This window comes from Sodalis sp. (in: enterobacteria), from assembly GCF_036327475.1.
Classification (GTDB): Bacteria; Pseudomonadota; Gammaproteobacteria; order Enterobacterales; family Enterobacteriaceae.
The window spans coordinates 1,838,830-1,860,899 of the sequence record NZ_CP132913.1 but is presented as its reverse complement, the minus strand read 5'-3'; the positions used below and the strand labels follow the sequence as shown (position 1 = coordinate 1,860,899).

The window sequence follows — 22,070 nt, the reverse complement described above, 5'->3', positions numbered from 1 at the left end:
CCATGAATGGTGGAGCTAAGCGGGATCGAACCGCTGACCTCCTGCGTGCAAAGCAGGCGCTCTCCCAATTGAGCTATAGCCCCAAGTCGTTCATCTTGCATATGCCTGGTCTACCTGCATGCCAGGTAATGCTTCGTTCACCACAGTCAATAAACAGGGCGACAGCCAATCTTCTTTTCACCGCATGCTGAACACAGCCTGACACGTTTGCCTGACAACAACACGCTGCGGTCTCATTCATCGGGATAAGTGTAACTGGTAGGCCTGAGTGGACTTGAACCACCGACCTCACCCTTATCAGGGGTGCGCTCTAACCACCTGAGCTACAAGCCTATAGGAGGTTTCTTGCTCGTGGTAGTTATCAGACAATCTGTGTGGGCACGTCACTTAACGTATCGTTTAGGTAAGGAGGTGATCCAACCGCAGGTTCCCCTACGGTTACCTTGTTACGACTTCACCCCAGTTATGAATCACAAAGTGGTAAGCGCCCTCCCGAAGGTTAAGCTACCTACTTCTTTTGCAACCCACTCCCATGGTGTGACGGGCGGTGTGTACAAGGCCCGGGAACGTATTCACCGTGGCGTTCTGATCCACGATTACTAGCGATTCCGACTTCATGGAGTCGAGTTGCAGACTCCAATCCGGACTACGACGCACTTTATGAGGTCCGCTGACTCTCGCAAGATCGCTTCTCTTTGTATGCGCCATTGTAGCACGTGTGTAGCCCTACTCGTAAGGGCCATGATGACTTGACGTCATCCCCACCTTCCTCCGGTTTATCACCGGCAGTCTCCCTTGAGTTCCCGACCGAATCGCTGGTAACAAAGGATAAGGGTTGCGCTCGTTGCGGGACTTAACCCAACATTTCACAACACGAACTGACGACAGCCATGCAGCACCTGTCTCAGAGCTCCCGAAGGCACCTAGGCATCTCTGCCTAGTTCTCTGGATGTCAAGAGTAGGTAAGGTTCTTCGCGTTGCATCGAATTAAACCACATGCTCCACCGCTTGTGCGGGCCCCCGTCAATTCATTTGAGTTTTAACCTTGCGGCCGTACTCCCCAGGCGGTCGATTTAACGCGTTAGCTCCGAAAGCCACGGCTCAAGGCCGCAACCTTCAAATCGACATCGTTTACGGCGTGGACTACCAGGGTATCTAATCCTGTTTGCTCCCCACGCTTTCGTACCTGAGCGTCAGTCTTCGTCCAGGGGGCCGCCTTCGCCACTGGTATTCCTCCAGATCTCTACGCATTTCACCGCTACACCTGGAATTCTACCCCCCTCTACGAGACTCTAGCCTACCAGTTTCAAATGCAGTTCCCAGGTTGAGCCCGGGGATTTCACATCTGACTTAATAGACCGCCTGCGTACGCTTTACGCCCAGTAATTCCGATTAACGCTTGCACCCTCCGTATTACCGCGGCTGCTGGCACGGAGTTAGCCGGTGCTTCTTCTTCGGGTAACGTCAACAGATGGCGCTATTAACGCCATCGCCTTCCTTCCCGCTGAAAGTGCTTTACAACCCGAAGGCCTTCTTCACACACGCGGCATGACTGCATCAGGGTTTCCCCCATTGTGCAATATTCCCCACTGCTGCCTCCCGTAGGAGTCTGGACCGTGTCTCAGTTCCAGTGTGGCTGGTCATCCTCTCAGACCAGCTAGGGATCGTCGCCTAGGTGAGCCATTACCCCACCTACTAGCTAATCCCATCTGGGTTCATCCGATGGTGTGAGGCCAGAAGGTCCCCCACTTTGGTCTTGCGACGTTATGTGGTATTAGCTACCGTTTCCAGCAGTTATCCCCCTCCATCGGGCAGATCCCCAGACATTACTCACCCGTCCGCCGCTCGCCGGCAAAGAAGCAAGCTTCTTTCCGTTGCCGCTCGACTTGCATGTGTTAGGCCTGCCGCCAGCGTTCAATCTGAGCCATGATCAAACTCTTCAATTAAAAGCTTGATGCTCAAAGAATTAAAACTGGTATTCCTATGAATATTCGTTGTTCACTCTTCAAGACTTGATATTTCGTGTATCGATACTGTCTTATGAGTGCCCACACAGATTGTCTGATAAATTGTTAAAGAGCGTGTCCGGGAGGGTAATTCCTCTACCGGTACAAGTGGCGTATACTACGCTTTTCCGCTGCAGAGTCAAGCTTTTATTTAACCTTCGTGGACCGCTTGCCTCTGGCTGAGCCGGTAAGTCGCAACGACTGCTCCCGGTCAGTGGAGGCGCATTATAGGGAGTGGAGGGAGCCAGGTTGAAATGGCAATGGTATCGATGATCCAAGCCGGCGCTGGACTTCTCCGTTACTGCACCCGGGTACCAACTTCGGCCGCCTGGCCCGCCAGCATATCGTCCAACTTGTCCCCGGTATGATAAAGAAGAAGCTATATCGATTTGCAGGTGGTACTGTGCGTCCAACAGCATCCTGGGTTTCGCAATCCCACTCGGGATGGTGAGGGCAAATAGAGTCACGATCCGTCAGTGACCACTCCATCCATTCCGTCAGGCGCGTATAAACTGCTCTTCGCTGAAAAACCTTGAGCCAGCATGGCTTCGATCGCACCATTGATAAATTGAAAATCATAAATCTCATCGACATAACCGTTATCGGCGTTAATCGTATCGTCACGCCATAAAGTTGCGAAACCCATAAAATGGAACACGTTCGCTATGTGGCCTATATATAAAATCGGTGGCGGTTAACGCGGTACCGATTTAACGAATCTGCTCAAGCAGCAGTTGATCGATGCCTGTCATTAGATAAGCATGATCTTCAAGCATTTTAGTTTACTTTCCTCGCGCACGGCGGCCGGCAATGTCGCACTACCGCTGGAATTATATGAGCGGCCTAAAGCGCTATCACCCAGCGTGTCGCCATCGTCTCGCGCTGGCCAGTAATCCTAAAGTGCTGTTGTGCAATGAAGCAACCAGCGCACTGGATCTCGCCACGACCTCATCAATCTTAGTGTTGTTAACAGATGTCAATTGGCGCCTGGGCCTGACCATACTATTGGATTGCCTTAATTGCCTATGAAACGGATGCTGTGAAACACATTTGCGATCAGGTCGCGGTCATTAGTCAATGGGAACCATCGAATAGGATTCAGTAAGCGAAATGTTTTCCCACCCGAAAACGTCGCTGGCACGGGCTTTCATCCGTTCCACGCTGCATTTAGATATTCCGCAGGATTATCAGCAGCGCATGTATACCGACGTGTGCACCTGGCCGCATTCCCATATTGCAATTGGAATTTACCGGTCAAGTCGGTGGATGCGCCGCTGTTGTCGGAAGCCTGTACCGCTTCAACATCAACAATAACATTATCAGCGCCCAGATGGATTACTCCGGCGGCGTTAAATTCGGCGTCATGTTGACAGAAATGGAAGGGGATGAAGCGGACGCCGCCGCTATCGCTTATTTGCAGCAGCATCAGGCCAATGTAGAGGTGCTGGGTTATTGATGGAATGATCGCCCTATTGGCCCGTGTGGTTTGGAAACCCTGACGATGACATTCGTCCCGGGATTTTTCGGTTTTGCCGTATCATCGTCAGGACTTCCATCGGCCTTAAGGTTGCCATTGTGCCGCTAACAATAAGCGCCCCCTTTATGCCCGAATGGGCGAAAACGCCCTGTTGAAAATTCCCTCTGGCCCGGTAGAAGCCTCTCGTGCCATGGGTGCCATACCGATGCACATCATCCGCAAGGTACTGTTACCGGAAGCGCTGCCGGTCTCATTAACGCCGCGATCATTACACCATACCCTGGTGGGGTATTGCGCCATGGGCGCCGGTAGGCCGGGACAAATCGGCATTCAATACGGCTATATCGGTTACAACGCCATCGTGAGAATACCATATTAGTATTGTTGGTGGTTCTGGTCTATTTAATCTATTTAATACAACTTAGCGATGATTGGCTCGTAAGAGCGGTTTACCCATCAATAACGCGACCATCCCTACGTCGACATTATGGCGTAAGGACACTACATCTCACCGAAAGAGATATGTCTTTCAATGTTAAACTTTGGCAAAGGCGCCTACGCTGGTTAGCGCGGCGGCGCTAGCCGGCTTCGGACAGGATGAAAAGATCCGAATCACATCAAAGTAGGCGTGATCAATGGCACTGAATAGCAGATAGCGAAAACGGCGCAAAAGTGGCCAAAGAGAAATACGGCCTGGACGTGAGGCCGGTAACCCTTAATGATTACGTGTTGCCGAACGAAGCGCTCAGTAACGGCGATATCGATGCCAACGCGTTCCAGCACAAATCGTATCTGGATCAGCAAGTAAAAGACGCGGCTATAGGCTCGTGACCACAGGGAGTGCCTTTGTGTATTCCATCCGCCGGCTCCAGGTCAATCCAATCGCTGGCCGAGCTGAAGCCCGGAATCACTCTACCTAGCGATCTGACCAACCTTGGCCTTCGCTGCTACTGTTGCAAAATTGGGCTTGAAACCGAGCGTGGGGCTGATGCAGGCCGTTCTGTAATGTGACCGATAATCTGAAGAACCTGAAGCTGCTGGAACTTGAAGCCTCGTAGTTGCCACGTCACTCATATCATGTCACTTACGCCAGCCAGATTAGCCCGATGTCGACCAAAGATGGTCTGTTTGCGAGGATAAGGACTCGCCTTATATCAACCTAATCGTGGCGCGCGAAGACAATAAAACGCCGAAAACGTGAAGAAATTTGTTCAGGCCTATCAGGCCGATTAGTCCGATGGAATGAACGATACCGCCAACAAAATCTTTAACGGTGGTGCGGTCAAAGCCGGTAGTTGTTAATGACGGTTATGTTTTAATCATGACGGGTCACGGCCCGTCTTGTTATTTCTGCCGTAGATTGCTTCAATAGCAGCCATTACAATAATAAGAAGAAGAATGATGCGCGCATTACCTGCTTTACTGCTCCTTCTCTCGCTAACGAGATGCTCCTGGCTATACTACGCGCACCTTCCGCTGTGCAAAATGACCCCAAAATCCGTTTAAAGACACGACCTCCGCTGTGCATAAAGCTGAGCCACACGGCGCCTGAAAGGGCTAGTAGGCAAGTCGTTCCGTGATCTGGGCGAGGTATATGGCTCAACCTGTAAAGTCAGCCTCCAAGATTCGCCGCCAATTATCAATGCCGCGCGCCGCAATATGCAAATCCACGGCGCCGTGATGAAAGGCAACGGCGTGTTACTGCATCAGTGCTAGATCGTGAGCGCTGTCTCTGGCTGCTATCAGCAGGCCATTTGCCAGGGAACCGCGCTCAGCGTTCGTTTCGCAATGACCTCAAATAGGCGTTGTCCGCTCACCATAAAGTTCGTCGTGCCGTGCTAGCCGGCGGCGGCGGCGAGCTGCATTCCTATAATTAACGGAAGCGGTACGCGACCTAACGGAGTTCAGCCATATTTTGCTTCCGTTTGTTTTTCAGCGGGAATGTATCGACGATGTTCTAGCGTGGGATCCTTGTCCCGCCTATCACCCGCTTGGGAATGCCGGCGTGGGGAAGTATGCTGCGGCACTGCTGGCTTTTAATGTCACGCTGGCGCATGAGCGAGACGACTAGCGAGGTTATCGCCATGGGATAGTTGCTGGGAGCGATACTGACGTTGCAGGCCCGATCGCCGAGCCCGAATCCGGCTACGCAGACGGGATAATGGATTAAATTTCTGGTCTTTTTGGTCGTCGGCAGGCGCTGGTAGACTATATCACTTTCATTATTTTTGCTGCCTGCTGGCAACCTACGGCCACTCAGCCGCTTTTGTGGAACCTAACTAACATGCGTACTAGCCAATATCTGCTATCTACCCTTAAAGAAGTCCCCGCCGATGCAGAAGTGGTCAGCCATAAGCTGATGCTGCGCGCTGGGATGATTCGTAAGCTGGCGTCCGGCCTGTATAGCTGGCTACCCACTGGTTTTCGCGTGCTACGTAAAGTGGAAAATATAGTGCGCGAAGAGATGAACAACGCCGGCGCTATTGAAGTGGCCATGCCGGTAGTGCAGCCGGCGGATCTGTGGCAGGAAAGCGGACGTTTGGTCCAGTATGGCCAGGAACTGCTGCGGTTTACCGATCGCGACGCTCGGCCGTTTGTCCTTGGCCCCACACATGAAGAGGTGATAACCGACCTTATTCGCAATGAGGTCAGCTCCTATAAGCAGTTGCCATTGAATTTCTATCAGATCCAGACCAAATTCCGCGACGAAGTGCGTCCACGTTTCGGCATCATGCGTTCGCGGGAGTTTATAATGAAAGACGCCTATTCCTTCCACACCAGCCAAGCGTCGCTTCAGGCGACTTATGATGCTATGTATCAGGCCTATAGCGCTATTTTCACCCGTATGGGGCTAGAATTTCGCGCAGTGCAGGCGGATACCGGCTCCATCGGCGGCAGCGCATCACACGAGTTTCAGGTGCTGGCCGACAGCGGTGAGGACGATATCGTTTTCTCGACCGCGTCAGACTACGCCGCTAATATCGAACTGGCAGAGGCGATTGCCCCAGCTATCACTCGCGCCGCACCCAGCGAAGAGATGCGGTTGGTGGACACCCCCGGCGCTCGCACCATCGCCGAACTGGTGGCGCAATTTTCACTGCCGGTGGAAAAAACCGTCAAGACGCTGCTGGTCCGAGCCTGCGAAGATGCCGATCATCCGCTGGTGGCGCTGATTGTCCGCGGCGATCATCAGCTCAATGACGTCAAAGCCGAGAAATTGCCGCAGGTCGCTGTCCCGTTGACGTTCGTCAGCGAAGAGGAAATCCGTCTGGCGGTCGACGCAGGTCCTGGCTCGCTTTGGCTGGTGAACCTGCCGCTGGTTATCGACCGTAGCGTGGCGGTGATGAGTGATTTCGCCGCCGGCGCCAACGTCAAGGGGAAACACTTCTTCGGCATCAACTGGGAACGGGATTTGCCGCTGCCTCCGGTAGCCGACCTACGCAAAGTTGTTGACGGCGATATCAGCCCGGACGGTAACGGCACACTGCAAATCAAGCGCGGGATCGAAGTGGGCCATATTTTTCAGTTGGGCACTAAATATTCAGAAATGATGAAAGCTTCCGTGCAGGGTGAAGACGGCCGCAATCAAACACTGACCATGGGCTGCTACGGCATCGGTATCACCCGCGTGGTGGCGGCCGCTATCGAGCAAAACCACGACGAGCGTGGCATTTTATGGCCGGAAGCCCTGGCACCATTCAACGTCGCCATTTTGCCCATAAATATGCATAAATCCTTCCGGGTGAAAGAAGTGGCGGAAGATCTTTATCGGCAGTTGCAGGCGCGCGGTATTGACGTTTTGCTCGATGATCGTAAAGAGCGTCCTGGCGTGATGTTTGCCGATATGGAGCTCATCGGGATACCGCACCAGTTAGTAATAGGCGATCGCGATCTGGATGTAGATGAAATCGAGTATAAAAACCGTCGAAGCGGTGAAAAGCAGATGATCAAACTTAGCGCGATTGTTGGTTTTCTCGTCGATAAAATCACTGCCGCGAAATAAAACAAGACACTACGCACCTCATTCGTGCGAAGCCTGGCGAGCACGTCTCATCATCCATCAATACTACACTACACTCGCCGCTAATCGGTTAAGTTTCAGACAGTCCGGGCCAGCATAGATCGGATTTTCATCAGCTTAGTTGACCGGCTGTATCACTTCCCCTGTTTTCACCGACTTTGAGGCACGCAGCATAGTCGTTTTATTTCCTGGGCAATGTAGCGGGCCAATTTCCCGTATGATCATCCGCGTGTCATTTTCCAGTATCTGGATAATCACTAGCGGCACAGTCAAAAGGGCGTTTCTCCATTGAGGCAGCAATGTGGCCGGCGCATCCGTTTGCAACCACAAAGAAATCAAGGAACGCCTGATAGATTTTACTCCCATGTTTGGCGACGGTTGGGAATGGCAAGTAAAATTGTAGGTCGCATTAGCATAAATATAGATAAGATTCTCTTTTCGCCGAGGATGGATGATGCGCGTACCGTCCAACTTGCCGGCTTGAACGGGAACCCCAGGCCAAGTTTTGGCGCTTGTGCTACTTTGCTCGGTCACCGCCGGTTGTCTGCCTCCTGCGCGGCAATATTAACGGTGCGTTCCAGTAACGGCGCTCCTCGCCGCTCGCGCGAAAACTGAGATAAATTTGGCTCAGTAGGGGTAGTTCGCGATACACCTCCAAAGGAGCTAGTGCAATATTATTGCTCTCATCGAGCGTTGTATGACCTATTTCGTGTGGCGAAGACGGTTGAGAGGGGAGGTGTGGATCGGCATAGCGCAACCGAAAGTAGTCGCTCTCTACCAGAAATTGTTGCAGCGCGCACTGCATTTTCCGCTCACCGTAAAATAAGTATCACGTCGAGCTGCGTTACAGCCTCTTTAATAAGCTTGGGCGTCGTAAAACCTGGATAGTGTTCAAGGAAAGATTCACTGTCAATCATGCCTTTCAGCAGCCCGAGAATATTTGTCTCGACAAAATAAACGACATATAGAGTAGAACTGAATGGGGTCGGCGGACGTTGACTAAGTGATGCCACCGCAGGTATAGGTGCTCCAATAAATTATGCAACCGCAAATACCAAACGACGCTTCCCTATAGATGTCTTGCGCCGAATGTCTTCTGCGGCGAAAATTCCAAAGCGCGCTACCCCGTCACTGAAATTTGTGATGCCGTGATTATGTAATTCATTTATCTCCAACACCACCTTGCGCCCGGCGCGCTGGTATTATGGGTGAAGGCAATACTTTTCGACGTTAACCGCCCCGTTCAAAACCCAATAGGACAGATCCTGTTGCTACAAAAACCTTTATTGAACAACCCTAATTGCTGAGCGCTAATGATAGTATCCTGAATGATAGTATCCCTCTCACCCAACTTATTATCAAATAGATGATTGTTTCAGCAGACAAAATGATTGTCGCCCAAGCTTAAATAACATATGGGAGATCCCTCATCGCTACACTATTGGCCACGGGCTGAATATTCAGCATGATATCTTCAAGTTTATGCTGTGACAGCAGACCGCTGTCGAGGTGCGCCAGGGTTTCCTGCACTGCGGCGCATTGCTGGAGCGATAGCCGGTTTGCATGGACTGATATATTTAGCGCATGCTCACAGGCGTTTTGCGGCAATGCTGAACAGTGCAATTCTTTTACCGCCTGTAGAAATGAACTCGCCGGTGGCATCAAAGCAAGCGTGTGTTTCACGATATGGAAGCTACATTTCGCACTGCATGGGTAGTTCTCCTAACTGCTGCATCAATAATATTCGTTTTCTTCACCAAAGTGGACGGCGATCTTCATATTATTCATGGGTGAAAATGACCATCCAAGGGCGAATCCTCGTGCATGAAATATCAATCTGCCAGACTCCATGCTTAGCATATTGCTGTAGCTGTGTATCGAGATGGCAGAACTCATCATCTTGCGTAGCATATGGTGTTGATACACATAAAGCGTTGATGGATTCCAGTTGTTCCTGAAAATATAGAGCATAAAATAATAATTTGACCTTACAGATGTGATTATCTATCATTAAATTATGGATAATGTGATTTAACCGTTTTGCAGCACTAGCAGAGAAGACGCTGACGGTAAGCCAGCATATTTTGCCATCGATGTCATTAAATCGCGCTGACTCCATGCAGTTTATTAACCAAGTCTCTTTGACCTCGTCCCGCGCCTCGCACCGATAGCGCCAACGTTTGTAAACGTTTTGTAGCGAATCGGCGTATATTAAGAAAAGCCACTTTCCATTGCCGTGTCCAATATATACTAGATGCCCTCCATCTCCGCGTAGACCTTTGATAGACTCGAAGGCATTAGCATTAGCGAAATGCTTGGGCCGCGGCCAGCCGCTCGCTTTGTTCTACCCGGCACGCTAACTGCAAACAATAGCGTCAGAATGTTGTCGACAGTGGCCCGTCCGTAGATCAATGCCGTCTGCATTTGATTTGATGACGGGAACCGCCGGATAATCTTCTATCACCAGTTGCGCCCGTCGCCCATCGGCAAGCAACAGGTTATCGCCAACGAAGGTAAGCTCGTCCAGCGTTACCGTTCCAGGGACATCTTGCAGCACGCTTGCTGTTAATCGGCGCTATTTGATGTCTGCCAAACAGGCCGTCGCTGAGGCTGATGAGCATGATTTTTGCCAGTTCGCCGGCATGGTCGAATACGGCCAGTTAGTAGTCGCGCGGCACCATTTTCAAAGTCTTAGGCCCGGAAATGACCGCCGGCTCGCGAAAAAACGGCGAATGTTGCCAAGTAAGCGTAAAGACTGATACTAATGCAACATGACCTCGGCGCTGTTGGGCGTAAACTAGCACAACCCTCTTTAAATCGAACTGTCAACGAGGATAATCGCCCAGCCGCTCGCGTCGATGCCGTGGCTGCCCAACGCGCGCATCGCTTGATAGCCATCCGCCGCCCGACCCTAGTGCGGTAAAATCAGTTCCATTGGCACGTTCGTCTAGGCGCGTTTTTCAGCGATACGTCATCGGCCGTAAGCGTGATATGTACATACAAGCCGAAACTGATGGCACCGAACATGCTGGGCGATATAGCGCTGATCAGCCAGTGTCGGGTGCGATTGCTGATCATGTCCATGGCGCTGCATTTGCGCACATTAACGTCCGCTAAATATCGCGGCTTTCGCTAAAGGGGAGTGGTGGCAGAACCTGATACGTTTGTAGATCCGCCACCGCGGCGAGCGACATGCTAACCACTTTAACTTTTGACGCAGCGATAGATGGCCATGAATAAATGAACACAACGCCACCGATTGTGTCAGAAAGGGCCCATGGATAGATTCTGCCATTGAATAGCGAAATTAGCATGTCGCCAACGGATCCAATTAGCGCAACCATTGCCTGGCACGCAGAAGCGCTCTCCTCTGATGTAGTGTTATCAGTTGCTCCGTTATCTCGCTGTCCATCCATCTTCTGTCTATCGTTGCCACCGCGTTTTGCTCTTTCTCCTCCAGTAGCGGCGGTAATGCACAGGCCAACCGGTTTTTCGCTATGATAAGATAGGCATTTCAATCTCACTATCGTTGGTCACTTCATGTAACTGCGTTTGCAATGCCTGATGCAGCTTGAAAAGCTTCTTTATTTGGCCATGCTAAAAAATTCCGGTTTCATCACACTGTGATTATCGGTCAAAAGCAGTGTCTGGATACGCGGAGTACGCGATCAGCGGCGACCAGCTTTCGCCCAAACGCATAGCGCATCGCCTGTCATGACGTCCCGTAGGGTAAAATCCTAGCGATCTTGGATTGCAAAAATTCGCCAGGTGCCGTCTCAATCATGAACGTCACGCTAAGGGCTGCGATGAGGTCAAGCTTGTCGATGAACGCTTCCTGGGTGGAATAGCCAGCATTGCGTGCTGTTTTACAACGTGTGTGCTCGCCGCTGTTCTTCAACGTATGCCAGCAAGGTTACGTCGGCTTTTGACGACGTCAGTACGTCTTGAATGCCGCAAATTGACGTTTCTAATGTTAAGCTGCCGCCAGTAATTCTGATATTCAGGACGCAACGCACACGCGGGCGCCATACAACATCGGTGGCGCGCCGGCGCCGCGCCAGGGGTTATGTCTCTTTACCAGCGCCGCCAGGAGGTTGCCTTGCAATGGAGCCTTCACCCCGACTGCACCCTGCTCTGCTCTGCTGTGATGGATGGCTCGCGCAGCCTGCGGACCGAGGGTCGGAACCCGCGGGGCTGAGCAAGCATCTGCGTCGCGGTGTATACAGGTAACAACGCCGGCGGCCTTCCGAATAACGTCATGCGTCGACACCCTTTCGCAGCCGTGGCGACGGAGATCCGGTAGCCACAGTCCACTCGCGCTGGGGACAAAAATAAGGCAGCGGAAGCCGGCTTCTAGCGACGTTAACCGCGCCAGGGTAGCTTACCCCGCAGAAATCGCGTCGACGCTTAAGTACTATTTCCCAGGCGATGATAGAATGGCCAAGTCCGCTATTGTTTACCCGGCCTATTGCGGGCCGCGGGTAATGAACGGCGTTCGTTTATCAACACCTTCGAAAATAAGCAACATGCTATCAATCCTCCTTGACCGTTGAAATATAATTTCAAGGACGCACCGTCCCATCGGTCTATAAATAGACCAGCTAGAAAAATATTATCCTCACGGAATAAACACACAATAACGTTGTTAAACTCATTGTTGCACAAAAACCAACGTTAAGTTAATAATTACACTTTCATTAACACTTATTGATTTAGAGGCTTGAGGATATGAAGATAACACATGCTTAAGGGTAAATAACTTAACTCCTTGAAGAACAATAGAAATATACAAGGAAAAACAACTGCCCTATAAATGATAACGCATACCCCTGCCGCACGGAAAGTCAACGTAGCAGTTACCACTGAAGGGTCTTTGGGTTGGGACCGTCTGGATATCCGGACGGGGATTGTAGCGCTGTCATTTGCCGGGCGATGTTCACTGGCATGCCGCAGACAGATGACGGCAGTCAGCCGCACCGCGAGTACCTTCGCAGGTCAGCGTCTTTAAAGTGTGCGATTATCGCAGTTCGCCCGTGCGCAGGCGCCGCGTCAAGTCATTACTCGAGCGGAGGTAGAAGTAGAAAAACGGCAGCCGGCGGAAGAGATCATCACGCATCTAACATTTCCAGCGAATTGCTTGACGGTAGAAAAGCACTTTTACCGGCATCGCCCTACGCTTGACTGCATGCAGCCTAAGTGCGTGCCGATGGTAAAGTGCTGTCGCATGACGAAGGTGCTATTTCTGCTAGGAAAGTGAGGTTTAATGAATGGCCTCGCGGTTCTCGCCCGGCGATAATACTGCTGCATTGGACTAAAGGCCCTATCCGCCGGCGGCGCAATGTGGCAGACGGGCAACACGCTGCCGCTGAGCGTAATGACAATCAATAATATCAATCTTTTCACCCGGTTCTCATTTAGCTTTTGGTTAGCGAGAAGGTGGTTGATGATCTTATTACACTCAAACTCAATCAAAGTTTGATTCATTTGTCGCGTGGAGAAGAATGGCGTATTTTCCGGACCATTCTGACTGGCTTGATAGGCGCACTTACTTCTAGCTGACTGTCGGCATTTCACAACCAGATTAACCCCTCCACAGCGTCGCCTGTAGCACCATATTACGCTGCGCCAGATTCGCCCGCACGTTTAACTGCCCGTCGTCGATAAAGCGTACCGACAAATTCCCATGCGTGGGCAAAGCGGTTGGTTTTGCTGCCACCAAACCCAAGCGGCACGCACATTATAGGTGTACAGCACTACCTGGAGCGAGCCTGATAACTCGCTTTGCGTATCATCCGGTAAGCCCGGCTTGATCCACCATTGCACTTCTCAGTGGTTATTTCGCAACCACAGCGCGAGCTCATCAGCGCGAGCTCATCTTCCGCGCTAAGCCGCAAGTAAATTCAAGACGATCGTCAACATGCCCAAGCCATGCCAGCAGCGCCGGTTTTCAGATCTTCCGCCACCTTTTCTTCCAGGAAAAAAGGGGGGCTGTGCTATAGTCGCTTAAGTGATAACTGTTGATTGATGTGCGGGATTACCGGTGAATGGCTGTGTATCCTTCCTCAGGGGACAGGCGACATTTACCGTCCAATAAATGTAGGTGATCGCTTATGATTATGAATGAAGAATATCAGCCCATTAACTGTGATGATTACGATAATCTTGATCTCGCCTGTACGCACCATTGGGTATTGAACCTTACGCTCCGTAATGGGGAAACAGTGACTGGCATGGCACGCGAAATGTTGTCGAGGAGGCGTGTTGAATATCTGGTCATTGAACAGGGGAGCGTTAGCCAGGACATCCGGTTGGATCACATTGCCAGCTTCACACATCCCGAGTTGGGCACCGTAGTGGTCAGCGCAGAATAATTCCACCTCACTTGAGCGGGACGCTACGGCTGCCCGCTTACCGTTAATCGCTTTTGCTATCCTCGTTTGCCACCACCCACGCCGTCCTGGCCACCGTCTTCTGGCACGACAGATTTTACCTCAGTGCTGTCCGCCCGCCAAAACAGATGCCATCGCCCCTCCGATTCCCGCGCCGTGCCCTCCCAGGTGACAAATACCCCCAGCGCCGCGATAAGCTGTTCATTATAAAACAGCATCGGCGTGCTACTGCGTCGCCACGGAGGAATAGCCAGTTCTTGCCAGATTTTTTTCAATGTTCGCCCGCGCCGGCGCCCGGTGATATACAGCAGACCGCGCACAGGACCAAAGCGTACCGACACCCGTTCGTAGGACCGCGGTGCGCGCACCACAGCCTCGGATAGCGCCGCACTGGCGACACCGTCAGTGTTGACGACAATCCCTCCTGCGGCGACGATTACGGCATCGACATCCATGACATCCATCCGCCCCCGTGGGACGTTGTTAGGCATCGGTGGCGCGTTAGCGATGCTCTGTGCTACGCTGTTCAAGCTCTCCGGGTATCGATGGAGGATTCCCAGCCCTGCGGGCAACATAAGCTTCTCGCTTTGCGGCGGCCAGGGCACTATCGTCACGCCATCGGGAAGAGCCGGCAATTGCGGCAGCACATACAGACAGTTGCGAAAGCGTCGTACCTGCCAGTCGCCAAGCTGTATTTGTGCAACCGCATCGCGCCGGCTGAGCGCCACTTCGTGCCACAGACGATCCAATTGCTGGTGTGATGGCATTCTCACGCCGCGGCTGGCCAACCAGCGCCGTAAAACGGCTGCGCGCCGGATATCGCTCATCGCCGTTAGTGCCGTCAAACGCAGCGACCCGTCTGGCAGAGTAAGCGTCTCTAGCGTCTCCTCAAGCAGTTCATCCAAGAGCCGCTCCTGCTTGGCGCAAAACTGCGCGCTGCGCGCCACGGCGGCGGCAAATTGCGGCCAGCGCTGCCGCAGTAATGGCAGGATCCGCAGGCGCAGAAAATTGCGATCAAACCGCAGGTCGTTATTGCTGTCATCCTTAATCCAGCGGAGCCCGCGTGCACGGGCGTACGCTTCCAGCTCCGCCCGGCCGCACTCCAACAGGGGCCGCACCAGGCGGCGGCCGTGAAATGGTGCATCCGCCGCCATCGCCGCCAGGCCTGTCGGACCACTACCACGTTTAAGCGCCAGTAGCAGCGTTTCCGCCTGATCGTCTTGATGTTGGGCGGTAAGCAACACTTCGTTGTCCCACAGTATCGCCGCTAGTGCCTGATAACGGGCGCTGCGCGCAGCCGCCTCCAGGCCCTCTGGTGTCCCGTCGAGCACCACATGCGCCGTGCTAAGCACGACGTCGCGCCTGCGGCATTCATTCGCGCAATGGGCGGCCCAACGATCGGCGTGGCGGCTTAATCCATGATGAACATGAACCGCTCGTAGCCCTGGCGCATCTGCGCCATCCAGAGCGTCATCACCGTCACGCAGCGCGGTGAGGGCATCCAGTAATACCGTCGAATCGAGCCCACCGCTGAATGCTAGCAGCAGCGCGCGATAAGGCGCAACACGGACTGCGATACGACGACGCAACGCCCGCACCTGCCAAACGGTATTAGGCTTCATACAGCTCCAGCGGTAACCGATCTGGGGCGGTAAAAAAAGTGAATTCCTTGCTGATGAGCACATCAACCCGCAGCGGCTCGAAGGCCACGCCGTCAGCCTCTAAGCTGGAAATCGCCCTGTAGATGTCGGCGACGCTGAAGACTAAATGACACAACCCCTGGGCTTCCGGTCGGCTGAGCCGCCTTAGCGCGCTGAGAAAGGAGAACAGCTCAATCAGATAATCCCCTCGCAGCACCAGATCCTCTTTCCAAGAGTCCCGTGCGGCGCGGTAATGTTCGCAGATAAGCATAAAGCCCAGCACATGGCAGCAAAAATGTTTACTGCGTGCATAATCGCTGTCGATGATGGCAATATCGTGCATCCGTTGTAAATTAATCACGTTTCAAGATCCTCGTCTACATTCTGTGTCCAGCCGGCGGCAACTCGACCGCCGCTGTTGTGCCTACGTCAGGCGTCCCTACCTTACCTTTGTAGCAATTTCCGCGCTTCAGGTACGCCCATGCCGTCCGCCTGGTAGCGCTTTATTTCAGGACCCGTACCCAAAGCGGCCATCATCGGTCAGTTCAGTGTTGTGAATGTCGGCTTCAAAGCCCGGATAATGTTGACCGATTGCGCACAGTACCAAAAAGAAATCCAGCACCGCGCAGCTGCCTTCGGTGATCATCTCGCCGAGCATTACCACCGGTACCCCAAGCAGGTACAGGTAGCCGCATCTTGGTGAAAATGCATCCAACCATTTGCGACAGCACAACAGTTTCTGCGTTACCGCGCACCCGCAGCTGGAACGCGGAGTAGGTCGTCATTTTCCGTGTAGATTGAGATCGTAGGCGCGCTTGAACTCGGTAAACTAGCGCAACAGGCTCATAGCCCTGGTTTTATCGATACCAATACTAAACAAAACAGCAGATTATAAGGACCAGTTTTCCACCACCCCGTACTAATCGGGGGACTTGGCTACCAGCTAAGCCGAGATCCCTTTCCTGGCGTCAGGATAGTGACATTGATAGGATCGAGATACATGATCGAGATACATGTTAGCATCGCGAAACCCGCGCCGCGGTGCGCTCGGCACCACCGGCCAGCAGACGGTGCATTCAATGATCTCAGGCTGAAAGATATCGAAAAATCAGCCCTCCGACTCCCCAAAAATCAGCCCTCCGACTCCCCATGTAAACGGTAAGCCTTAAAATGCAGCGTCCACTCAATGAAGCATTGGACCAGGCGGCGCCCCGGTTTGCCGCACATCATCGCCACTGCCATTTCAATGGACGCCACTATGTCGCAATGGGGAGAGATGGTGGTGTGCGTCACGTTCACTTCGTTAAAGGTGCGTTCATCATAATCACCATTAATGTGGATAACTGACGCCTGTGAAAAGGCCGCTAGTAATTTATGCGTTGATTGTGTCTCGAAGATGATTTTGTCATGGGTTCGCTCTCCGCTCATACAGATTTTGCCGCGATAGATAGGATGGAAATTGGTGTACAGCACCCAGGTGGAGTCAAAATAGATCGACGGCGCCAGCGTCTGCTTAATGTACTGCATTTAACTCCGTCGGAAAATACGGGCGATATACTCCTCTACTTCCAGGTGGAGTCGATATGCTCCAACAGTGAGCCCAGAGTGAGCCCAGTTCGCGCTAGCCTTCATCTAAGCCATATTCAAAATAGGGCGCCATGCGCATCGCATTGACACTGACGTCAAGCACCGAACGGGTGCTGATAAACGCATATAGCGGCTGATAGTTGTTGATCTCGTTAGAGATCCATGACGTACTGCTCCCAGTCGAAAACAATACCGCAATGCGCATCGGCGCCTATGCCAACTCCCGTATCGGTTCGACTTTGTAATTACTTGTTCCGGCAAGAGTATTGCAATAATGTTTATTCACACATCCTTCGTAAGTTCTTCGATCAGTTATTTCGGCCAACCGTGATACCGGTCGACGCGGGCGCGAGCGTGCAGGATATGTCGCTGGTCTAGCCCGGGCACCTCGAGCACCAGCGTCCGGTATCGGTCACTCAGCAATAGCCATAGCTCATCAGGCGGTGATAACGGCGGTTGAGCAACTCTTCTTCGTTGAGACCGTCAAGCTCGGCCAAATCGTCTAGCAATTGAGTTTTCAACACGGCGGCAATGGTCGACACATCACGGTGGGCGCCACCCAGAGGCTCCGGTACGATGCTGTCGATAAGCTTCAGCTCTTTCAGGCGCGAGGCGATAATGCCCATCGCTTCGGCGGCAATGGGCGCTTTGTCCGCGCTTTTCCACAAAATAGAGGCACAGCCTTCCGGGGAGATCACCGAATAGGTGCTGTACTGCAACATGTTAACTTTGTCGCCAACACCAATCGCCAGCGCGCCGCCAGAGCCGCCCTCTCCTATTACGGTGCAGATCACCGGCACCCGCAGGCTCGACATTTCTCGCAGGTTTTTTGCGATAGCCTCGGACTGGCCGCGCTTTTCGGCACCAACACCTGGGTAGGCGCCAGGGGTATCGATAAAGGTAAGTAGCGGCAGATTGAACCGATCCGCCATCTCCATCAGACGTAGCGCCTTGCGATAACCTTCTGGTGCCGGCATCCCGAAATTGCGGCGGATCTTCTCTTTCATTTCTCGCCCTTTCTGGTGGCCGATGATCATCACCGGCCGCGAATCTAAACGCGCGATACCACCGACGATGGCTTTATCATCGGCATAGGCGCGATCGCCCGCCAATTCATCAAAATCGGTGAAGATATGCCGCACATAATCCAGCGTATAGGGACGCATCGGATGTCGCGCCAGCTGGGCGATTTGCCACGCGCCCAGATCGGAGAAAATTTTCCGCGTCAGCTCCACGCTTTTTTGGCGTAGGCGCTGCACCTCTTCATCCAGATTAATATCTAATTTCTCGTCTTGACGGCTGACTGCGATCAGCGAGTCAATTTTCACTTCCAACTCTACAATCGGCCGTTCAAAATCAAGAAAATTCAGACTCATAGTATACCTATATTAGTCAAATTGCAGCTCTACCTGTTCATTACCTACAAGTGTTCGCAAGTCATTCAATAAACGGTCGGTCGGCGTTACTCGCCAAGTTGCTCCAAAGCGCAGCCGCGCGCGCGCATCTTGCCGTTGATAATAAAGATACACTGGAATCGTCCCCGATCGATACGGTTCCAACGATAAACGGAGACGGTTTAATAGCTGGTCATCAATTTGCTTGTTGGTCAGCGAGATAGCAAGCCCGCACGCATATTTTTCACGTGCTTCGCTAATATCCATTAATTCACGGGCGGTCATCTTAAACCCATTGTTGAAATCATCAAAGCTGACCTGTCCCTGAGCAATAATGATACGGTCTTTTCCCAGTAAATGCTGGTATTTTTCCAGTGCATCCGTGAACAGCATCACGTCCAGCCGGCCGGAGCGATCGTCCAACGTACAAACACCGATCCGGTTGCCCCGCTTTGTGACCATCACCCGCACGGAGAGCACCAGTCCCACCGTGGTCACTATTTTGCCGCGATCGGTGGGGTGCATATCCTTCAGGCGCACCACGCCAGCATAGCGTTCAATCTCGCGCAGATATTGGGTGATAGGATGCCCGGTCAGATACAGGCCAAGCGTTTTCCGCTCGCCGTCTAGCGCCACCTGCTCCGGCCATGGCGCCACGGTACTGTAGGAGGCTTCCACCGCTCCCGGCCCCTCAGCCAGCACGCCGAACATATCGCCCTGACCAATGGCCTCGGCTTTGGCATATTGATCAGCGGCCTTGAGCGCGTCGCCGAGAGAGTTCATCAGCGCGGCGCGGTGCGGCCCCAGACGGTCGAAAGCGCCGGACATTATCAGCTTTTCCAACACGCAACGATTGAGCTTTTTGATATCGGTGCGCGCGCATAAATCAAACAGCCCACGGAAATAACCGTCCTGATTGCGCGCCTCGATAATGGCTTCAATAGGACCTTCCCCAACGCCTTTAATGGCGCCAATACCGTAAACTATCTCGCCCTGTTCATTGACGTGAAAATGGTACTGGCCGCTATTGATATCAGGCGGCATGACCTTCAGGCCCATACGCAGACATTCGTCCACCAGCCCCACAACCTTTTCGGTGTTATCCATATCGGCGGTCATTACTGCCGCCATGAACTCAGCGGGATAGTGGGCTTTTAACCACAGCGTCTGATACGATACCAGCGCATAGGCTGCGGAGTGGGATTTGTTAAAGCCGTATCCGGAGAATTTTTCCACTAGATCGAAGATCTTCATCGATAGCTCACCGTCGACGCCGATACTTTCCGCTCCGGCTTTAAATACCGAGCGCTGTTTGGCCATTTCCTTCGGCTTCTTTTTCCCCATCGAGCGGCGCAGCATATCAGCGCCGCCAAGAGTATAGCCCGCCAGCACCTGGGCTATCTGCATCACCTGTTCCTGGTAAAGAATGATACCATAAGTCGGCTTCAGCACCGGTTGCAACGAGGGATGTTGCCATTCGATATCGGGATAGGAGATGGCTTCTCGGCCGTGTTTGCGGTCGATAAAGTTGTCTACCATGCCCGATTGCAGCGGGCCGGGTCGGAACAGTGCCACTAGCGCGATCATATCTTCAAAACAGTCTGGCTGCAGACGCTTTATCAGATCTTTCATGCCGCGCGATTCCAGCTGGAATACCGCCGTGGTTTCAGAGCGCTGCAGCATATCGAAGCTTTTCTTATCCTCCAGCGGGATAGTTGTGATATCGATAGGTTCCAAACCCAGCCGGGCGCGCCGGGCGTTGATCATTTCCAACGCCCAGTTGATGATGGTCAAAGTGCGTAGGCCGAGGAAATCAAACTTCACCAAGCCGGCATATTCCACATCGTTTTTATCGAACTGGGTAACGGGATGCTTGCCTTCGGCATCGCAATAAAGCGGCGCGAAATCGGTAATTTTTGTGGGCGCGATCACCACGCCCCCGGCGTGTTTGCCGGCGTTGCGCGTGACACCTTCGAGCTTGCGTGCCATATCAATTAGCGCTTTGACCTCTTCATCGGCGTCATAGATAGCCTGCAATTGCGGCTCCGTGATGAAGGCTTTTTCCAACGTCATGCCGGGATCGGTGGGGACCAATTTGGAGATGCGATCCACAAAACCGTAAGGGTGGCCCAGCACCCGGCCGACGTCGCGGATGACTGCTTTAGCCGCCATGGTCCCGAAAGTGATAATTTGCGAAACCGCGTCGCGGCCGTAGGTCTTGGCCACGTGATCTATAACCAGATCGCGCTTCTCCATGCAGAAGTCGACATCGAAGTCCGGCATCGATACGCGTTCCGGGTTCAGGAAACGCTCAAACAGCAAATCGAACGCTAGCGGATCAAGATCGGTGATTTTGAGCGCATAGGCCACCAACGAACCCGCGCCGGATCCGCGCCCTGGTCCGACTGGCACGCCGTTATCCTTCGACCACTGGATAAACTCCATCACTATCAGGAAGTATCCTGGGAACCCCATCTGGTTTATCACCTGCAGCTCGATGTCCAGACGTTCATCATAGGTCGGGCGCTGCTCGCGCCGCCTATCGGCATCAGGAAACAGGAATGCCAACCGCTCCTCCAGGCCTTCGCGCGCGCATTTGACCAGATAATCCTCAGTGGACATTTCGCCGGTCGGAAACTGCGGCAGGAAATACTCGCCGAGGCGGATGGTGACATTGCAGCGTCGAGCGATTTCCACGCTGTTGGCTAACGCTTCCGGCAGGTCGGCGAACAGCTCGCACATCTCCTCTTCGCTACGCATATACTGCTGCGGGCTGTAATTGCGCGGCCGCTTGGCATCATCGAGGGTAAAGCCGTCATGTATTGCCACCCGGATCTCGTGGGCGTCGAAATCATCCGGGCTGGTAAAGCGCACATCGTTGGTGGCTACTACCGGTAAGCCTCGACGCGCCGCCAGCTCTACTGCTGAGTGCAGGTAACTCTCTTCATCCGCCCGGCCGGTGCGAATGAGTTCCAGGTAATAGCGATCAGGGAAATGGCGCCCGTAAAACGCCAGGCACTGTTCCACCTGTGGCATATTTCCGCGTATCAAATATTTACCGACATCCCCTTTGCGCGCCCCGGAGAGCAGAATCAATCCTTCGTTATGCTCAATCAGCCAGTCGCGATCGATGACCGGCCCGGCGGCGCCGTAGCCGCGTTTGTAGGCGTCCGATATCAGCAGGGTCAAGTGCTGATAACCCACATTATTGGCCGCTAGAATGGTCAATTCCGCCAGTTCATCGCCCAGCATCTCGCTTTGTACGAAAAAATCCGCGCCGATAATCGGCTTGATGCCGGCACAGTGGGCGGTATCGTAAAATTTAATCAAGCCGCATAAATTGGTGAAATCCGTGATGGCTAGCGCTGGCATATGCAGGGCCGCGGTTTTTTGTACCAACGGGCCGACTTTGACTAGCCCATCGATCATGGAATAGTCGCTGTGTACGTGCAGGTGAATAAAGCGTGGTTCGGCCATAGATGCTACCCGATGTGAAGTGTTGGCACGACGTCGCACCGCGCGACAATGTCAGGTTTATGCCGGCTCCTAGCACCCG

The 22,070-nt window shown here is 52.9% G+C and carries 11 protein-coding genes, 2 tRNA genes, 1 rRNA gene and 5 pseudogenes; 7 read left to right on the top strand and 12 right to left on the bottom strand.

Annotated features, from left to right (window positions below):
• Positions 1 to 7 precede the first annotated feature (7 nt).
• From GPOALKHO_RS09970 to GPOALKHO_RS09955, 4 genes and pseudogenes are all read right to left on the bottom strand, one after another.
• Positions 8 to 83, bottom strand: a tRNA-Ala gene (locus tag GPOALKHO_RS09970).
• Positions 84 to 256: 173 nt separating this feature from the next.
• A tRNA-Ile gene (locus tag GPOALKHO_RS09965) sits at positions 257 to 333 on the bottom strand.
• A gap of 71 nt (positions 334 to 404) precedes the next feature.
• A 16S ribosomal RNA gene (locus GPOALKHO_RS09960) occupies positions 405 to 1,946 on the bottom strand.
• Between the two features lie 364 nt (positions 1,947 to 2,310).
• Positions 2,311 to 2,652 (bottom strand): annotated as a pseudogene (locus GPOALKHO_RS09955) (D-glycero-beta-D-manno-heptose-1,7-bisphosphate 7-phosphatase); the annotation flags it as partial.
• A 588-nt stretch (positions 2,653 to 3,240) separates the two neighbouring features.
• Here GPOALKHO_RS09955 and GPOALKHO_RS09950 point away from each other — a divergent pair.
• The 4 genes and pseudogenes from GPOALKHO_RS09950 (at position 3,241) to rcsF (ending at position 5,325) form a co-directional block, all read left to right on the top strand.
• Positions 3,241 to 3,462 carry an NIL domain-containing protein gene (locus tag GPOALKHO_RS09950; protein WP_406702382.1) on the top strand — a complete coding sequence of 74 codons (222 nt, stop codon included), beginning with the start codon at positions 3,241 to 3,243 and terminating at the stop codon, positions 3,460 to 3,462.
• Positions 3,463 to 3,533: 71 nt separating this feature from the next.
• Positions 3,534 to 3,933, top strand: a pseudogene (locus GPOALKHO_RS09945) (ABC transporter permease subunit); the annotation flags it as partial.
• A 92-nt stretch (positions 3,934 to 4,025) separates the two neighbouring features.
• A pseudogene (locus GPOALKHO_RS09940) lies at positions 4,026 to 4,785 on the top strand (MetQ/NlpA family lipoprotein).
• A 99-nt stretch (positions 4,786 to 4,884) separates the two neighbouring features.
• A pseudogene (gene rcsF, locus GPOALKHO_RS09935) lies at positions 4,885 to 5,325 on the top strand (Rcs stress response system protein RcsF).
• 115 nt (positions 5,326 to 5,440) lie between these two features.
• Here the strand turns inward: rcsF and GPOALKHO_RS09930 are convergent.
• Positions 5,441 to 5,728: a hypothetical protein gene (locus GPOALKHO_RS09930; RefSeq protein WP_406702381.1), complete on the bottom strand. Its 288-nt coding sequence runs from the start codon at positions 5,726 to 5,728 to the stop codon at positions 5,441 to 5,443.
• A 39-nt stretch (positions 5,729 to 5,767) separates the two neighbouring features.
• Here GPOALKHO_RS09930 and proS point away from each other — a divergent pair, with 39 nt between their 5' ends.
• Entirely contained in the window at positions 5,768 to 7,486 is a 1,719-nt protein-coding gene (gene proS / locus GPOALKHO_RS09925; protein ID WP_406702379.1) for a proline--tRNA ligase, read from the top strand.
• A 135-nt stretch (positions 7,487 to 7,621) separates the two neighbouring features.
• On the opposite strand, the gene GPOALKHO_RS09920 is transcribed toward proS, so the two are convergent.
• Entirely contained in the window at positions 7,622 to 8,038 is a 417-nt protein-coding gene (locus tag GPOALKHO_RS09920) for a hypothetical protein (RefSeq protein WP_406702377.1), read from the bottom strand.
• 2,479 nt (positions 8,039 to 10,517) lie between these two features.
• Here GPOALKHO_RS09920 and GPOALKHO_RS09915 point away from each other — a divergent pair.
• The gene (locus GPOALKHO_RS09915) at positions 10,518 to 10,640 is read left to right on the top strand and encodes a hypothetical protein (protein ID WP_406702375.1); all 123 of its coding nucleotides are present in this window, start codon (positions 10,518 to 10,520) and stop codon (positions 10,638 to 10,640) included.
• 2,974 nt (positions 10,641 to 13,614) lie between these two features.
• On the top strand, positions 13,615 to 13,875 hold the full coding sequence (gene rof / locus GPOALKHO_RS09910; RefSeq protein ID WP_406702373.1) for a Rho-binding antiterminator: 261 nt from the start codon (positions 13,615 to 13,617) through the stop codon (positions 13,873 to 13,875).
• A gap of 56 nt (positions 13,876 to 13,931) precedes the next feature.
• On the opposite strand, the gene tilS is transcribed toward rof, so the two are convergent.
• The 6 genes and pseudogenes from tilS to dnaE all read right to left on the bottom strand — a co-directional run bounded on the left by tilS (position 13,932) and on the right by dnaE (position 21,991).
• Complete coding sequence (gene tilS / locus GPOALKHO_RS09905) at positions 13,932 to 15,515, bottom strand: tRNA lysidine(34) synthetase TilS (RefSeq protein WP_406702372.1); 1,584 nt, start codon at positions 15,513 to 15,515, stop codon at positions 13,932 to 13,934.
• Positions 15,505 to 15,876: a VOC family protein gene (locus GPOALKHO_RS09900; RefSeq protein WP_406703490.1), complete on the bottom strand. Its 372-nt coding sequence runs from the start codon at positions 15,874 to 15,876 to the stop codon at positions 15,505 to 15,507. Before GPOALKHO_RS09900 ends, tilS begins: the two co-directional genes overlap by 11 nt.
• A gap of 165 nt (positions 15,877 to 16,041) precedes the next feature.
• A pseudogene (locus tag GPOALKHO_RS09895) lies at positions 16,042 to 17,054 on the bottom strand (lysine decarboxylase LdcC); the annotation flags it as partial.
• Positions 17,055 to 17,154: 100 nt separating this feature from the next.
• Positions 17,155 to 17,325 (bottom strand): hypothetical protein, encoded by a 171-nt coding sequence (locus GPOALKHO_RS09890; protein ID WP_406702370.1) that lies wholly within the window; start codon positions 17,323 to 17,325, stop codon positions 17,155 to 17,157.
• A 211-nt stretch (positions 17,326 to 17,536) separates the two neighbouring features.
• Positions 17,537 to 18,496, bottom strand: coding sequence for an acetyl-CoA carboxylase carboxyl transferase subunit alpha (gene accA, locus GPOALKHO_RS09885; RefSeq protein ID WP_406702369.1), 960 nt, complete (start codon positions 18,494 to 18,496; stop codon positions 17,537 to 17,539).
• Positions 18,497 to 18,508: 12 nt separating this feature from the next.
• Positions 18,509 to 21,991, bottom strand: coding sequence for a DNA polymerase III subunit alpha (gene dnaE, locus GPOALKHO_RS09880; protein WP_406702368.1), 3,483 nt, complete (start codon positions 21,989 to 21,991; stop codon positions 18,509 to 18,511).
• Between the last annotated feature and the right edge of the window lie 79 nt (positions 21,992 to 22,070).

Coding starts and splice junctions, on each gene's coding strand:
- GPOALKHO_RS09900 (WP_406703490.1), bottom strand. CDS start 15,876: ATGCACGATATTGCCATCATCGACAGCGATTATGCACGCAGTAAACAT.
- GPOALKHO_RS09890 (WP_406702370.1), bottom strand. CDS start 17,325: ATGCGCATTGCGGTATTGTTTTCGACTGGGAGCAGTACGTCATGGATC.
- accA (WP_406702369.1), bottom strand. CDS start 18,496: ATGAGTCTGAATTTTCTTGATTTTGAACGGCCGATTGTAGAGTTGGAA.
- tilS (WP_406702372.1), bottom strand. CDS start 15,515: ATGAAGCCTAATACCGTTTGGCAGGTGCGGGCGTTGCGTCGTCGTATC.
- GPOALKHO_RS09915 (WP_406702375.1), top strand. CDS start 10,518: ATGGCACCGAACATGCTGGGCGATATAGCGCTGATCAGCCAGTGTCGG.
- proS (WP_406702379.1), top strand. CDS start 5,768: ATGCGTACTAGCCAATATCTGCTATCTACCCTTAAAGAAGTCCCCGCC.
- rof (WP_406702373.1), top strand. CDS start 13,615: ATGATTATGAATGAAGAATATCAGCCCATTAACTGTGATGATTACGAT.
- dnaE (WP_406702368.1), bottom strand. CDS start 21,991: ATGGCCGAACCACGCTTTATTCACCTGCACGTACACAGCGACTATTCC.